Origin of the sequence: Actinophytocola xinjiangensis, from assembly GCF_001921215.1 — a bacterium.
Classification (GTDB): Bacteria; Actinomycetota; Actinomycetes; order Mycobacteriales; family Pseudonocardiaceae; genus Actinophytocola; species Actinophytocola xinjiangensis.
In genome coordinates this window covers 100,142-115,958 of the sequence record NZ_MSIF01000019.1, presented here as the reverse complement: position 1 = coordinate 115,958, position 15,817 = coordinate 100,142, and the positions used below count along the sequence as shown (strand labels likewise).

Here is a 15,817-nt window from a genome sequence, read left to right as displayed (position 1 = left end):
CAGCACCCTGATGGTTGGTTGGGACGTGACCGACTCCCGGACAAACACGGACCGGGCGGTGCCCCGGGCCGGTGGCAAGCCGGCCCGGGGCCGGGGGCGGACCGGCATCCGCCCCCGCACCTCGGCTAGCCGCGCAGTGCCCGCGCCACGGCCGCCGCGTCGGCACGCAGAAGCGCCTTGGCCTCCGCGTCGGGTACCAGCAGTGCGACCGAACCGCTGAACGCGTTCAGCAACTGGATCGCGCGGTCGGTGCGCCCGGCCACGACCTCGCGGCGCGCCTGGTCGAGCTGGGCCTCCAGCACCAGGCCGGCCAGCCAGCCGACCTGGTTGTCGGCCTGCAGCCGGTCGAGCATGGCCTGCAGGTCGGTGACCGACGTGCCCACGGTGAAGGTGATCGTCCGTTCGGTCACGTGCCCCGCGGTGTCCGGCGCGCGCACGACCAGCGTGTGCTCGCCCAACGCCAGCCCTGGCAGCGCCACGGTGGCGCCCTTGGCGACCGGTTGGCCGTCGAGCGTCGCGGCGACCTCACCGACACCGGACCCGTCGTCGGTGGCGGTCCAGTCGACGATCCGGTCCTCGCTGTGCCCGTAGGTCACGCCGTCGGTGAGGCCGGTGACCGCCAGCGCGGGTGCGGTGGCGTCGACCTTCACCTCGACCTGGCCGACCGGTGAGCTGTTGCCGGCGCGGTCGGCACCCCGGTACTCGACGGTGTGCGTGCCGTCGCCGGGGACGGTGAACGGCTCGGTGTAGGCGGTCCAGTCACCGCCGTCGATCCGGTACTCGGTGGTGGCCACGCCCGAACCGGCGCCGTCGTCGGCGGTGAGGGTCACCGTCGGCGCGGCGAGGTGCCAGCCGGACTCGGCGGGCTCCGGCGAGACGACGGCCGCCACCTCCGGTGCCGCGGTGTCCACACCGGACACCCGGAACCAGTCGAAGTCGACGGTCACCGGGCCCTGGGTCTGCTGTGGTCCGATGGCCATCAGGCCGAACTTCGGGTTCGGGATCTCGTTGGTCACCGCGTCACCCAGCGAGGTCCACTCGGTGCCGCCGTCGCTGACCCAGCCGCTGTAGGAGTTGCCGGACTTGGTCAGCTTCAGGTGCCACCAGCCGCTCTCCGGGCCCGAGCCCAGGGTGACCGACCGGTTGCCGCCGTTGCCGAACTGGCCGTCGTTCTCCGACACCAGCTCCGCCCGCAGGTCGACGGTCGAGCCGGCGCCGTTGAACGCGACGACGTCGAACTTGACGTAGTCGTCGTCGCTGCCGTGGACCATGAGCCCGGCGAGTTGGTACCGCTCGTGCAGCGGTGCCCGCAGCCGGGTCTCCAGGGTCCAGTCACCGCCGGGGGCGGCCCGCAGGACGAAGTTGTTCGGGTCGTCGTTGGCGCCGCCGTTGATGTCGCCGGGCAGCGTGTCCACGCCGAGCACCCCGTCGGCCATCCGCATGGCCGACAGGTCGGGCCGCAGCACCGAGTCCCACCGGCAGCCGTCGAGCCGGTCGCCGTCGAACTCGTCGCTGGGATCGACCGCGGCGTCGGGGTCGGCGCACTCGATCGGCGGCATCGGCGGCGTGCTCACCACCACCTGGGTGGCCACCGACTTGGCGCGGCCGGCCGCGTCGGTGACGGTCACCTCGGCGGTGTAGGTGCCGGTCTCGGTGTAGGTGTGGGTCGGGTTGGCCTCGGTGGAGGTCGTGCCGTCACCGAGGTCCCACGCGTAGGTGAACGGTTCGTCACCCTCGGGGTCGGTCACGGTCGTGGTCAGCTCGACCTCCAGCGGCGCGGGGCCGCTGGCCGGGGTGGCGTTCACCGCGACGTAGGGCGCTGCGTTGCTGGACACGCCCTTGCCGACGAAGTCGAACGAGTCGACGGTGAACTGGTTGTCGGCGGTGGTGCGGAACACCGCGTGCAGGTTGATCGTGCCGCCGGGGTCGGTCACCTCGGCCGGAGGCACGGTGACGTACCCACCGCTGGCCGGGACCGGGATGGTCGCCACCAGCGCGCCGTCGGGGGCACCGGCCCGCAGTTCGATCGAGCCGCCGGCGCTGGCGCCGTTGACCCTGGCCGCGATGCCGTCGATCTGGTGCAGGTTCACCGGGGTGAAGGCGATCCAGTCCCCGTCGGAGATCTCCCCGACGTGTTTGCCGGCCTCGGCGGCGGTGTCGGCCTGCACGGCCGTGCCCGACGAGGAGCTGTGGTACTCGGCCTGCTTGTGCTTGGGTTGGAGCACCGCCAGGTCCCGGCCGGTGAGCGCCGGCTGGCCGTTCGCGCCGCCGTCGGTGTAGCTGGACTCGGCGGTGTAGAACACGTTCGCGTCGGCGTGGCCCTCGTCGTGCTGGGTGGTGAACTCGCCGGCGCACGCGTTGATCGTGTCGATCAGGTGGTCGTGCGCGTCGTGGCCGAGCGAGACCCGCAGCACGGCCGAGTCGCAGTCGGTCTGCTCCTCGGGGTCGGTGATCGTGGAGTCGAACACCACCGTGTCACCGAAGTCGAAGAAGCCGCCGTGGACGGGCGCGGCCAGGTCGACGGTCGGTGCGGTGTTGCCGACGGTCACGGTCATGTTGGAGATCCCGGTCTTGCCGCCCGGGTCGGACACCGTGAGCTGGACGTTGTACACGCCGTTCTCGGTGAACACGTGGCTCGGGTTCGCCTCGGTCGAGGTGTCGCCGTCGCCGAAGTTCCACGCGTAGCTGACCTGCTCGCCCTCCGGGTCGCTCGACTCGTCGCCGGTGAAGGTGACCTCCAGCGGCGCCTGGCCGCTGGACGGGCTGGCCGTGCCGTGCGCGACCGGCCGGCGGTCGCCCCGGGTGTAGTCGATGCGGTAGACGCCGGAGTCGGGGTTGTCGCGGCCGTAGCCGCCGCCCCACTCCACCATGTACAGCGCGCCGTCGGGGCCGAACTTCATGTCCATCGGAGCGAGTGGCGTGTTGGACACGTACCACGGGTCGATGGTCAGCAGGCCGCCGTCGGAGTCCTGGTTGAACAGGAACATCCGGTTGCGGGCCCATTCGTAGAACAGTGGCTTGCCGTCGTAGAACTCGGGGAACTTGGTGTCGGAGTCGAGCTCCGGGTCGTACTCGTAGCGCGGGCCGGCCATCGGGGCCTCGCCGCCGTCACCCATCTCCGGGAACTCGTTGCCGTTGGCGCCGTTGCCGTACCAGACGGTCGCCGGCTTGGCCGACGGCAGTTCGGTGAGGCCGGTGTTGTTCGGCGAGTCGTTGACCGGGTTGGCGCAGTCGAACTTGGCGCCGGAGGTGTTGGTGGCGAAGTCGAAGTCGTTGAACGGGATCCCGTTGCCGACGCAGTACGGCCAGCCGTAGTTGCCCGGCTCGGTGATCACGTTCCACTCGACCAGCCCGGCCGGGCCACGGTTGGCGTTGTCGCCGCCCGCGTCCGGGCCGTAGTCGGCCATGTGGAGCGTGCCGTCGGAGGCCACCGAGAACCGGAACGGGTTGCGGAAGCCCATGGCGTAGATCTCCGGCAACGTCTTGTCGGTGCCGGGCGCGAACATGTTCCCCTCGGGGATCGTGTACGTGCCGTCCGCCTCGGGGTGCACGCGCAGGATCTTGCCGCGCAGGTCGTTGGTGTTCGCCGAGGTCTTCTGCGCGTCGAACAGGTCACGGCCGTCGCGCTCGTCGATCGGCGCATACCCGCTGGACTGGAACGGGTTGGTGTCGTCGCCGACGCCGATGTAGAGGTTGCCGCCCGGACCGAACTCCAGGTAGCCGCCGGTGTGCCCCGGCTCCTCGCGCCGCGACGCCGGGATGTCGAGCAGCACGACCTCGCTGGCCCGGTCGACGGTGTCGCCGGTGACGGTGAACCGCGAGACCCGGTTGATCTCCTCGTCGCCCGGTGGCGAGTAGTAGACGTACAGGTGTCCGGTGTCGGCGAAGTCGGGCGCGACCACCAGCGAGGTCAGGCCGTCCTCGCCGCCGGCGTACACCGGCAGGTCCAGCGCGGTGGTCACGGCGCCGGTCTCCGGGTCCCACAGGCGGATCTGGCCGAGGATCTCGGTGTAGAACACCCGCCCGTCGGGCGTGATGTCCAGCGCGGTGGGCGCCTTGGTGGTGTCGTCGAGGGTGACCTTCTCGAACCCGGCGTCCATGGTGGCCGAGCAGTCGGCCGGCACGGCCCCGGCCGCGGTCTGGATACCGCCCAGGACGTGCTGGCGGAACAGCGGCTCGGAGTAGGAGGAGATCGCGTGGCCCATGGCGGTGGCCCACACCCGGCCGCCCTCGGCGTCACGGCACCAGGAGATCGGGTGGTCGGTGCCCATCGCCTCGCCACCGGGGTCGTAGGTGTCCTCGTCGACCTCCAGCAGCGAGTGCACCTCGCCGCGCATGGTGGGGTGGAAGTTGTACCACTCCTCGGGCCGGTCCCAGCGGTCCGGCAGATCCTTGGTGGAGGGGTGCACGTCGTCGATGCGGTGGGTGGTGGCGGTCAGGCCGCCGGCGGAGTGCGCGGTCATGTGCGCGCCGCCGTTGACGAACTCGTCCCACCACGGGAAGTCCGCCTCGATGTTCATGTCGGTGGCGTTGTGCACCGCGGCGATGCCGCCACCGTTGTTGACGTAGGTGCGTACGGCCTGGCGCTGGGCGTCGGTGTCCCACACCATGCCGCCGTTCTGCACCATCACCACCACGTCGAAGGTGGCGAGGTCGGCGTCGTTGAAAACCGTCGAGTCCTCGCTGTGCACGACCTCGAAGTTGTTCTCGGTGGCGAGTTGGGTGACCATCTCGACGGCGGCGGGGATGGAGTCGTGCCGGTAGGCGCCTTGGGCGACCTTGGTGAACAGCAGCGCCCGGAACTCCGGGTCGGCCTGGGCGGCGGCGGCCGGCGTGAGCCCGCTCAGCAACACGCTCGCCGACAGCACTCCGAGGGCGGTCCGCAAAAGGGGTCTGTGCATCGTTGCTTCCGTTTCGCGTGAATGTCCACTACGGCGTGCCGGCGCCGTCGAAGGGCGAGGGGTCAGAGCGCGCGCATCACCTCCCGCAGGTGCGCCAGGCCGGTGAGGGCGAGGTCGTCCTGGGTGGGGGCCAGCGGCCGCCAGATCGACGCGGCGGTCGCGATGGTGGCGTTGTCCCCGGTGAACGACTCGATGCACAGGGGGCCGGCGTAGCCAGCGCCGGCCACCGCGCCGAGAATTCCCGGCCAGTCGAGGTGGTCGGCCCCCGGCGCGCCCCGGTCGTTGCCACAGACCTGGACGTGCGCGATCCGCCCGGCGGCGGACGAGATCGCGCCGGTGAGGTCGGCCTCCTCGATGTTCTGGTGGTACAGGTCCAGCCCGACCCCGCAGTGCGGCAGGTCGCCGATGGCCTCCAGGGTCTGGGCGACGGTGTTGAGCAGGCTGGTTTCGTAGCGGTTGAGCGGTTCCACGGCCACGGTGACGCCGGCCTGGCCGGCGTGCTCGACGACCGGCGCGAGGTGCTCGCGCAGTTCGGCGTAGGCGGCGGCCCGTTCGGCCACCGTCATCCGCCAGGTCCGGCCGACCGAGGCGTACGCCGGCCCGGCGATGACCGTGGACCCGACGGCGGCGGCCGCGTCGACGACCCCGCGCAGGTAGTCCTGGGTCGCGGTGACCGTGGACCGGTCGGTGCCGACCAGTTCGCGACCCGGCGGCATGACCAGGCACACGGTGGCCCCGAGCCCGAGGTCACCGAGCACCATGGCCGCGTGCGCCGGCGTCCAGTCCCCCGGGTTCTCCACGGGGAGTTCGAGCACGTCGAACCCCCACCCGGCGACCTTCCGGGCCAGCTCGACCAACATCCGGTCGGTCAGCGGTGAGGTCCACACCCACGTGTTGACCCCTACGGGACTCACTTCCAGGGGCCTGGGTAGCCGGGCATGTTCTCGCAGCCGCACATGGCGTAGTGCAGCGGCGGCATGTCCTCGGCGACGTAGGTCTCCACGTCGTCCTGGGTGATGGTCGGCTGCGGGAGGACCCACTCGCTCGGGACCTGCTCGCCGTTGAGGATCTTCAGCGCGGCGATGACCGGGGTGCGCCACTGGTAGGTCGGGTAGGTCGGGGCGACGGCGGTCAGGCCCTCGTCGACCCACAGGCGCAGAAAGTCCTGCTGGTCCTCGCCGACGAAGGCCGGCACGTCGACCCCGGCGTCCTGGAACGCCTCGATCGCGGCGACCGAGGTGGCGCCGGCGTCCATCCACACGCCGTCGATCTGGCCCTCGCGCTGGATGTAGTCGGAGACGATGCTCTTGGTCTTGGCGGCGTCGCCGTCGGTGAACTCGACGCCCACCACGTCCAACTCGCTGTCGGCGAAGATCTCGTTGGCCGCCGCCCAGCGCTGTTCCAGCACGTCGACGCCGGGCAGGATGCGCAGGGCGAGGATCTTGCCGCCCGCGTCGACCTTCTCGGTGAGGAACTCCGCGCCGTTGGCGCCGAAGGCGAACCCGCCGATCGGGTGGATGAACGTCACCGGGCAGTCGGTGTTCACGCCCCGGTCGAACACGATCACCGGCACCCCGGTCGCGCACGCCGCCTCGACCGCCGGGGTCAGCGTCGCGGTGGTGTTCGGCGAGATGATCAGCGCGCTGCAGTTCTGGCCGGACAGCGACTGGATGTCGCTGATCTGCTTGTCGTCCTTGGCCTCGGCGTCGAGCACGGTGAACTTGGTGATCTCCTTGTGCTGCTCGACCTCCTGCTGCATGGTGCGGAAGCCGACCTGACGCCACGGGTTGTCGACCGCCGCGTTGGAGAAGCACAGGTTGTAGCCGCCGCCGGGCTTGGCGAACTTCGCGGTGTCCACCAGCGCCGGTTCGATCATCTGCTCCCACGGCTTGTCCGCCGGGCCGTCGGCGCTGGCCTCGCGGAAGGCCAACTGGCGGTCGAACTCGGCCTGGTCGAAGAACTCCGACTTCGCGGCGTCGGTCGCCGACGACCCGCCGCCCCCGCCCCCGTCCTCGGCCGGCAGTTCGCTGGAGCACCCGGCGAGCACGAGCGCACCCACCGCCGCCACCGCGAGCAGTGTCCTGTTCATCGTCATGATCTCCTCGCCAACCTCTAGGGGGTGGATGCGGGCTGTCTGGGGTCCCGCGGTTCGCTGGTTGTGGTGGCTCGTCGTGGACGGAGCCGGTGTCGCAGCCCGGAGCCGAGCGAGGCGTAGGCGACCGCGGCGATGATGATCACGCCCTGGACGGCCGACTCCAGCGCGCCCGCGACACCGAGCAGGTTGAGCAGGGTGAACAGGGCCTCCAGCGACAGCGCGCCGGCCGTCGCGGCGACCACCGAGCCCCGGCCGCCGCCCAGCAGCACCCCGCCGAGCACGACCGCGGTGATCGCCCGGAACTCCAGGCCCTGGCCGACCTGGGCGGAGACGCCGGCGAACCCGCCGAGCAGGATCGCCGCGAGCGCCGCCAGGCCGCCGGAGAGCACGAACGCCAGCAGCCGCAACCGGTCGACCTGCCCGCCGGACAGCCGCACGGCCTGCTCGTTGTCGCCGACCGCGACCAGCGCGCGGCCGGTGCCGCCGCGCATGAACACCGCGGCCGCGACCAGCACCACCAGCAGGATCAGCACCGAGTACGGCACCTCACCCAGCAGCGGCACGTCGACCGAGCCCCGGCCGAACTGGCGGAACGCGGTGGACAGCGCGCCGCGCGGGGCGCCGTCGGTCCACAGGAACACCGCGCCGTCGAGCACCAGCAGCATGCCCAGCGTCACGATGAACGACGGCACCAGCAGCTTCGTCGTGATCAGGCCGTTGACCAGTCCGACCAGCAGCCCGAACGCCAGCACGAGCACGATCACCCAGGCGGTCGCCGACTCGTCGCCGCCGATGAGCCGGGCGGCGATCACCACGCCGGCGGTCACCAGGGCACCGACCGACAGGTCGAACCCGCCGGAGACGATCACGAAGTACTGGCCGATCGCCAGGATCATCAGCGGCGCGGCCCGTTTCAGCAGGGCCAGGTAGCCCTCGACCGAGTCGTAGGCCGGGCCGGCGATCGCCAGCCCGATCAGCAGCGCCACCAGCACCGCCAGCACCGGCGCGGTGCCCTCGGCCAGTCGCGGTCGCCAGGCCGGTCGCTTCATCGGGGCCTCCGCACCATGCCGCGTGCGTACAGGGCGACCGCGGTGATCAGCACGACGCCGCGCACCACGTCCTTGAAGAACGGGTCGACGGCCAGGTCGTCGAACACGGTGTCCAGGGTGGCCAGGATGAACACGCCGCCGATGGTGCCGACGATGCCGCCCCGGCCGCCGGCCAGCAGCGTCCCGCCCAGCACGACCGCGGCGATCGACTCCAGGTCGAACCCGGCGTCGGTGCCGACGTAGGGCGCGCCGGACCCGAGCCGGCTGGCCAGGTAGATGCCGGCCATCCCGGCGGCCACCGAGCACAGCACGTGCGCGGTGACGATGGTGCGGCGGGTGTGCACGCCGGACAGCCGCGCGACCTCGACGTCCCCGCCGACGGCGTAGATGTGGTACCCGGGCCGGGAACGGGACAGCAGCCACCAGCAGGCGCCGGCCACCCCGAGCATCAGCAGCGCCGCGACCGGCACCGGGCCGACCCGGTCGTAGCCCAGGTGCTGGAAGGTGCGCGGCACGTCACCGGCCGGGCCGGTGTAGTTCTGTTCGAGGTAGCCGCGCAGGATCAGCGCGACGCCCAGGGTGGCGATGAACGCGTTGGCCTTCAGCACGGTGATCACCAGGCCGTTGACCAGCCCGACGACCGCCGCGACGGCGAGCGCGAGCAGCACCCCGGGCACGATCATGCCGCTCTGTCCGGCCATCGTCTCGGCGGCGACCAGTGAGGTCAGCCCGACCAGGTAGGCCACCGACAGGTCCAGCGAACCGGTGAGGATGACGATCGTCTGCCCGATGGCGACCAGGCCGAGCGCGGTGGCCCTGGTGAAGATGTTGAGCAGTCCCGCCTGGTCGAGCAGCACGCCGCCCTGGAGGCCGACCAGCACGCTGCCCACGACCAGCAGGGCGACCAGCGCCACGTAGACGATCACCGTCGGCGTCAGGGTGAACCGGCGGGTGCGGGTCTGTGCCGGGACGGACCTGACCGGTAACGGTTTCTCGGTCGTCGAGCTCACGCGACCTCGCCGATCCCGTGTCCGGTGGCCAGCCCGACCACCGCGGCCTCACTCGCACCCGCCGGCAGCTCCCCCGCCGGGCGGCCCTCGTGCATGACCAGGATCCGGTCGCTCATCCCGATCAGCTCCGGCAGTTCGGAGGAGATCATCAGGATCGCGACACCGCGTCCGGCCAGCGCGCGCAGCAGCTGGTGCACGGTCTGCTTGGCGCCGACGTCGATACCCCGGGTGGGTTCGTCGACCAGCAGCACCTTGGGGTCGACGGCCAGCCACTTGGCCAGGACGACCTTCTGCTGGTTGCCGCCGGAGAGGAACCGGACCTCCTGGTGCTCGCCGCGCGCGACGACCTCGACCGACTCCAGCAGCGCGGTGAGGTCGGCGGCGACCCGGGACCGCGCGCCCCGCAGCGCGGAGCGGCGCACCAGCAACGTGTTGTCCCGCACCGACTGGCGCAACGCGAGCCCCTCGCCCTTGCGGTCCTCGGTGACGAACGCGATGCCGTGGCGCACCGCCCCGCGCGGGCCGGCGATCCGGCGCGCGACGCCGTCGAGCTCGACCGTGCCGGTGGTGAACGGCTCCACTCCGAACACCGCCCGCGCGACGGCCGAGCGGCCGGACCCCTGCAGCCCGGCCAGTCCGACGATCTCGCCGGCGCGGATCTGGAGGTCGAGGTCGCGGACGCGGGCGTTGCCGCCGCCGGTGATCCGCAGCCGGGTCTCGCCGAGGTCCTCGGGTCGCGCGCGGTCGGGGTACAGCGCGCTGAGGTCGCGGCCGACCATGTGGCGCACCAGGTCCTCCGAGGTCAGCTCGGCGGTGGGCGCGCAGACGACGAACGCGCCGTCCTTGAGGACGGTGATCCGGTCGCTGAGGTCGAACACCTCACGCATCCGGTGGGACACGTAGAGGATCGCGATGCCGCGTTCGCGCAGCCGGCGGACCAGGTCGTAGAGCAGCTCGACCTCGTGGTCGGCCAGCGCGGCGGTCGGTTCGTCCATGGCGAGCACGGTGGCGTCGGTGGCCAGCGCCTTGACGATCTCCACGACCTGCCGCTGGGCGACCGGGAGCGTGGACACGGCGGCGGTGGGGTCGATGCCGTCCTCGCCGAGCCATTCCAGCAGTTCGCCGGTCTCGCGGACCATCCGGCGGCGGTCGACCCGCAGGCGGCGCACCGGTTCGCGGCCCAGGTGGACGTTCTCGGCGACGCTGCGGTGCGGCAGCAGGGTGAACTCCTGGTGGATGATCCCGATGCCGGCGCGCTGCGCGTCGGCCGGGCCGGCGAAGGTGTGCGCGACGCCGTCGATCTCCACCCGGCCCTCGTCCGGGCGGTGGACCCCGGCGAGCACCTTGAGCAGTGTGGACTTGCCGGCGCCGTTCTCGCCCATGAGCGCGTGCACCTCGCCGGGCGCCAGTTCCAGGTCGACTCCGCGCAGCACCGGCACACCGAGGAACGACTTGCTGATCCCGGTCAGCCGCACGCTGGTGCCGGTCATGGCGCGACCTCCACCCAGGCCCCGTCGGCGGCCGACGAGGTGAGGACCGCGTCGGTGACCCGGACCGCGCGCAGGCCGTCGGCGAAGGTCGGCAACCCGTCGGGGGACTCGCCGCGGACGGCGGCGTAGGTGTCGGCGACGAACGCGTCGAAGCAGTCCTGGTAGCCCTGGGCGTGGCCGGCGGGGACCCGGACGTAGCGGGCGGCCGAGGGGTGCAGGGTGTCCGGGTCGCGCAGCAGGACCTGGCCGCCCTCGCGCCGGCCGACCCACAGCCGTTCGGGGTCCTCCTGGTCGAAGGCGAAGCTGGCGTCGGTCCCGGACAGTTCCAGATGCAACCGATTCTTGCGGCCGGCGGCGACCTGGGAGACGACCAGGGTGCCGAGCAGGCCCCGGGTCGTGGCGAACAGGACGGCGGCGAGGTCCTCGGTGGGGGGCGTGCGCTGGCCGTCGCGGCCGTGGACCACGGCGGTGCGGGCGCTGAGGCGGGCGATCCGGTCGCCGGTGACGAACTCGAACAGGTCCGACCAGTGGGAGCCGATGTCGCCGAAGGCGCGGGACGCGCCGCCCTGGCCGGAGTCGATGCGCCAGTTCTCGTCGGTGGCCCGGGACAGCCAGTCCTGCAGGTAGCCGCCGGTGACGGTGGTGAGGGTGCCGGCCTCGCCGGCGGTGAGCCGGGCGCGCAGTTCGCGGACCATCGGGTGGAAGCGGTAGACGAAGGGCACGGTGGCGATCCGGTCGGTGGCCGCGCTGACCAGCCCCCCGGCCTCGGTCACGCCGGTGGCCAGCGGTTTCTCGCAGACGACGTGGGCGCCGGCGGCGAGCGCGGCGGCGGCGAGCGGGGCGTGGGTGACGTTGGGGGTGCAGATGTGCAGCACGTCGATCTCGGCGGCGTCGAGCAGTTCACCGACGCCGGGGTAGCCGCGTTGGGCGCCGATGGCGGCGGCGGCCGCGTCGGCCCGCACGGGGCTGGAGGCGGTGGCCGCGACGACGGTGGCCCCGGCGCGGCGGGCGGCTTCGGCGTGGACCCGCCCCATGAACCCGGCTCCCACGACGCCGACTCGCAGCGTCCGGGACTCCGCCCCCAACCCTCGTCCGGAGGCTGTTAGGTGGGTCACAGACATACGGCGAACGTAATCGGTACTTATGGCGCGTGTCAATCAAAAGCCTCCTGATGGTCTGACCAATTGCGACGATTGGCACGTGCAACGGTGGTTTCCGCTGGCAGAAGTCAGCCCGTTGGGTTTAATTGACGGATGCAGGACGGGCACGCAACCACGACATCGCCTGGGTCGACGTCACCAGGCGAGCTGCTGCGCCTGCTGCGCGACGGACAGGCCCGCACCCGCGCCGAGCTGGCGACCGAGACCGGGCTGGCCCGCTCGACGGTCCGCTCCCGGCTGGACGCGCTGATGGACGCCGGCCTGGTCTCCGACTGGGGCAACGACGCCACCACCGGCGGCCGCCCGGCCAGCCGGTTCGTGTTCAACGCCAGTGCTCGGGTGGCCCTGGCCGCCGAGGTCGGCGCGACCCACGCCACCGTCGCGGTCACCGACCTGACCGGCGAGCCGCTGGCCAGCGAGACGCTGACGCTGGACATCGCCGACGGCCCCGACGCGGTCCTCGGGCTGCTCACCGAGACCTGGCGGCGGATGCGCTCCGAGCACGCCATCACCGCGCCGGTCGCCGGCGCCGGCATCGGCCTGCCCGGCCCGGTCGAGCACTCGACCGGCAAGCCGACCCACCCGCCGATCATGCCCGGCTGGAACGGCTACGACGTGCCGGCCAGGGTGCACACCGAGTTCCCGGTGTCGGTGCTGGTCGACAACGAGGTGAACCTGATGGCGCTCGGCGAGCACGCGCGGTGCTTCCCGACCGAGCAGAACATGATCTTCGTGAAGGTCGCGACCGGCATCGGCTCCGGCCTGATCAGCAACGGCCAGCTGCACCGGGGAGACGTCGGGGCGGCCGGCGACCTCGGCCACATCCTGGCGCCCAGCGCGGGCGAGGTGCCCTGCCGCTGCGGCAACAGCGGCTGCCTGGAGGCGGTCGCCAGCGGTCCGGCGGTGGCCGCGAAGCTGCGCACGGCCGGCATCGAGGCGCAGACCAGCACCGACGTCGTGTCGCTGGTGCACGGCGGCAACCTCACCGCCGGCCAGCAGGTCCGCCAGGCCGGCCGGGACATCGGCGAGGTGCTCGCGGCGGTGGTGAGCCTGTTCAACCCGTCGCTGATCGTGGTCGGCGGCCAGCTCGCCCAGGCCGGCGAGATGCTGCTGGCCGGGGTCCGCGAGTCGATCTACCGCCGCTCGCTGCCGCTGGCGACCGAGCACCTGCGCATCGTGCCGTCGCAGGCCGGCGCGAACGCCGGTGTCCTCGGCGCGGCCGCCATGGTGGTGCGCCACGCCCTCTCGCCCATGGTCCTGGACCGCGAGCTGGTCTGAGTTCCTGGTCAGGGACGGGCGCGTCCGCCCCTGACCAGGAACGGCTCAGAAGGCCGTGTTGGCGAACCCGTGCTGGGCCACCTTCGACATCATCGACATCCACACGCTGCTGGTGGTGTGCGGGTCGCCGGTGACGGCCAGTCGGGACTTCGCGGTGTTGAACGCGCTCGTGGTGAGCGGCCCCCAGATGCCGTCCACGGCCAGGCCGGAGTTCATGAAGTTGTTGCACATGGCCTGGACGAACTTGCAGTCGCTGGAGGACCCCTTCACGCACCGGGGCGGCAGGTCACCGAAGTCGGAGTGGATGTGGTCGGCGTGGGCGGAGTTGTACCAGCCGTCCAGCGCGTACCGGAACCGCCGCCGGCACACGGCGTCGACGGCGATGTAGCGGCGGCGGATCGACTGGGTTCCCGAGGCGTGCGCCTGGTCCAGCGGGGAGCAGGTGGTGCCGCCCGACCAGCGCACGTGGTCGAGGTCCATGGCGGTGCCCGCGCCGTGCTGGCCGGCCTTGTTGACGTAGAAGCCGGCCGACACCAGGTAGGACACGCTGCCGTAGCCCGAGGACAGGCTGCGCAGGTCACGCACCCAGAGCACGAGCCGGTCGTAGAAGGCCTGGGTGACGTACCACGTGCGCGGGGTGGTGTTGCCGCGGTTGGAGCGCCAGTAGTAGACCGGGGTGCCGTCGATGGTGCTGAAGCTGATCATGTCCGTCCTCCTCAGACCGTCGCCGACACGATGCGTCCGCCGGCCAGCCAGTAGGACTGGTCGCCGATGACACCGAGGGCCCTGGCCTCACCGGCCACCGGGACCGGCCGGCGGCCGGCACCGACGACACCGGTCAGCGCGCCGGAGCCGCCCATCGCGTTGCCCACCCAGCGCACCCCGGCGCCGGTGACGGCCAGCGAGCGGATGGAGGTGTCGACCAGCCCGGAGCTGGCCGTCCAGGTGACCCCGTCCGGCGAGGTGGCCAGCACACTGCCCGCCGAATCCACTGTGGACACGATCCAGCCGCCGGGGTCGCCGGCGGCCGCGGTGGCCGTCCACTCGTCGGTGTGCTCCAGACCGTTGACCGGTGAGACCTCCCAGCGGTTGTCCTTGTACCGCACGGCGATCCGTTGGCGCGGCGCGCGTTCGAGGGTGAGCAGCGAGCCCATCGCCAGCGCGTCGTGCTCGCGCACGGCCAGCGCGGTGAGGTGCCCGTCGAGTCCGCTCAGGCTGGTCATGGCCTGCCAGTCGAGCCCGTCGCGGGATTCCCAGACGGTCGGGATCGAACGGTCGCCGTCGGCCACCGCGCCGACCGCGATGGCGCCGCCGGGGCCGCCCGCCAGGTCGAGCACGTCGGCGCCGTCCAGTCCGGTCGTCGGACGGCTGGAACCGTTGGCGGCGACCAGAACCCAGCCCTGCGACCCCCGGCCGAGGGTGTACACCGAGGACCCGAACCGGGCGACGCCCACGGCGGTGTCGACCTTGGCCGCCGCCGAAGCGGAAGCCGACGTTGACGCGGCGGCGTTCGTCGCGGTGACCGCGCCGGTCGCGACGGCGGCGCCGATGGTGGTGACCGCGCCGACGAAGGTTCGTCTGGTCAGCCGGGATCGCGGTTGCTGCGGGGATGACATGTGTTTGCTCCTCGCGTTGGATGGCCCCGCGGACCGGTGTGCAGGGATGGGGCCGGAGAGCGTGGTCCGCTAGGGAGATCGAACCGCGCGCCGTGGTTCCAGGCAACAGACTGACCCGATGTTTTGTAAGGGAATTTTTAACCTTCCCAACTGGCCGTGTGCCGGGAACAGGGCGAGTACGGGGAGGCACAGCTGCTCTCGCAGACAGTTGTCGAGGGCAGCTGGTGAATCGCGAAAAATCTGGCCGCCGCCAACCACGATCGGCTGCGCCGGATGGACACCATCGACGAGTTCGACCTGATCCCCGCCGCGACGTCAGGGCCGTGGCCGCCCGGATCGGGCCGGACCATCCGCTGGTGGCGGCGGCGTGGGACTTGCTGGAGAGTCTGGAGACCGACATCGACCTGTTCGAACTGTGAGAGGGTGCCGGCAGCAGATCACCAGCAGGGAGGCTGAGCAGCACCGATGACCATCGACCTCACCGTCGCCGACGGGATCGCGACGATCACCATCGACTCGCCGAAGACCCGCAACGCGCTCAATCCGACGTCGTCCCGTCAGCTCGTGGAGGTCTGTGACCAGGTGGCGGCCGACCGGTCGGTCGGCGCGGCGATCGTGCGGGGCGGCGGTGGGACGTTCTGCTCCGGCGCGGAACGGGAGGTGCTGGCCAGGGCAGGTGAGGACCCGGCCGATCCGGAGCGGTTCGCCGAGCTGGGGGCGGTGTACGACGCGTTCGTGCGGGTCGGGTCGCTGCCGGTGCCGACGATCGCGGCCGTGCGCGGTGCGGCGGTCGGCGCGGGGGTGAACCTGTTGCTGGCGACCGACCTGCGGGTGGTGGCGACCGACGCGCGGATCCTGGCGGGGTTCACCCGGATCGGTATCCATCCTGGCGGCGGGCACTTCACGTTGCTCGGCCGGCTGGTCGGCCGGGAGGCCGCGGCGGCGATCGGGATGTTCGGTGTGGAGGTGTCCGGGGCGCGGGCGGCACAGCTGGGGTTGGCGTGGGAGGCGGTCGACGACGAGGCGGTCGACGCGCGGGCCCGGGAGCTGGCGGCCTCGGCGGCGCGTGATCCGGAGCTGTCCCGGCGAGTGTTGGGGTCGCTGCGCGCGGAGCTGGACCCGCCGGGTGTGTCGTGGCCGGCAGCGCTGGAGTTGGAGCGGGGTTCGCAGATGTGGTCGTTGCGTCGCCGCGCCACCACTAAATGATCACTACGCGTG

Annotated in this window: 11 protein-coding genes; 2 read left to right on the top strand and 9 right to left on the bottom strand. The window is 71.9% G+C overall.

The annotated features are described in order from the left end of the window. Positions 1–125: 125 nt before the first annotated feature. From BLA60_RS30195 to BLA60_RS30165, 7 genes are all read right to left on the bottom strand, one after another. Entirely contained in the window at positions 126–4,901 is a 4,776-nt protein-coding gene (locus tag BLA60_RS30195) for a ThuA domain-containing protein (protein WP_084735395.1), read from the bottom strand. 62 nt (positions 4,902–4,963) lie between these two features. Further along, entirely contained in the window at positions 4,964–5,815 is an 852-nt protein-coding gene (locus BLA60_RS30190) for a sugar phosphate isomerase/epimerase family protein (protein WP_154814721.1), read from the bottom strand. Continuing rightward, complete coding sequence (locus BLA60_RS30185; protein ID WP_075136477.1) at positions 5,812–6,990, bottom strand: substrate-binding domain-containing protein; 1,179 nt, start codon at positions 6,988–6,990, stop codon at positions 5,812–5,814. The genes BLA60_RS30190 and BLA60_RS30185 overlap by 4 nt, the downstream gene beginning before the upstream one ends. A gap of 23 nt (positions 6,991–7,013) precedes the next feature. Next, entirely contained in the window at positions 7,014–8,045 is a 1,032-nt protein-coding gene (locus BLA60_RS30180; protein ID WP_075136420.1) for an ABC transporter permease, read from the bottom strand. After that, positions 8,042–8,983 carry an ABC transporter permease gene (locus BLA60_RS30175; RefSeq protein WP_075136476.1) on the bottom strand — a complete coding sequence of 314 codons (942 nt, stop codon included), beginning with the start codon at positions 8,981–8,983 and terminating at the stop codon, positions 8,042–8,044. Before BLA60_RS30175 ends, BLA60_RS30180 begins: the two co-directional genes overlap by 4 nt. Positions 8,984–9,051: 68 nt before the next feature. After that, complete coding sequence (locus BLA60_RS30170; RefSeq protein WP_075136419.1) at positions 9,052–10,545, bottom strand: sugar ABC transporter ATP-binding protein; 1,494 nt, start codon at positions 10,543–10,545, stop codon at positions 9,052–9,054. Beyond that, complete coding sequence (locus BLA60_RS30165; protein ID WP_075136418.1) at positions 10,542–11,666, bottom strand: Gfo/Idh/MocA family protein; 1,125 nt, start codon at positions 11,664–11,666, stop codon at positions 10,542–10,544. The genes BLA60_RS30170 and BLA60_RS30165 overlap by 4 nt, the downstream gene beginning before the upstream one ends. 132 nt (positions 11,667–11,798) lie before the next feature. Here BLA60_RS30165 and BLA60_RS30160 point away from each other — a divergent pair, with 132 nt between their 5' ends. Continuing rightward, the gene (locus tag BLA60_RS30160; protein ID WP_075136417.1) at positions 11,799–12,983 is read left to right on the top strand and encodes an ROK family transcriptional regulator; all 1,185 of its coding nucleotides are present in this window, start codon (positions 11,799–11,801) and stop codon (positions 12,981–12,983) included. Between the two features lie 45 nt (positions 12,984–13,028). Here BLA60_RS30160 and BLA60_RS30155 read toward each other — a convergent pair whose 3' ends face one another. Together BLA60_RS30155 and BLA60_RS30150 are read right to left on the bottom strand one after the other, a co-directional pair. Next, positions 13,029–13,688, bottom strand: a complete 660-nt coding sequence (locus BLA60_RS30155; protein ID WP_075136416.1) for an extensin family protein — start codon at positions 13,686–13,688, stop codon at positions 13,029–13,031. An 11-nt stretch (positions 13,689–13,699) separates the two neighbouring features. Then, on the bottom strand, positions 13,700–14,599 hold the full coding sequence (locus tag BLA60_RS30150; protein ID WP_075136415.1) for a hypothetical protein: 900 nt from the start codon (positions 14,597–14,599) through the stop codon (positions 13,700–13,702). Positions 14,600–15,064: 465 nt separating this feature from the next. Between BLA60_RS30150 and BLA60_RS30145 the strand changes: the two genes are divergently transcribed. Beyond that, positions 15,065–15,805, top strand: coding sequence for an enoyl-CoA hydratase-related protein (locus tag BLA60_RS30145; protein WP_075136414.1), 741 nt, complete (start codon positions 15,065–15,067; stop codon positions 15,803–15,805). Positions 15,806–15,817: the final 12 nt, after the last annotated feature.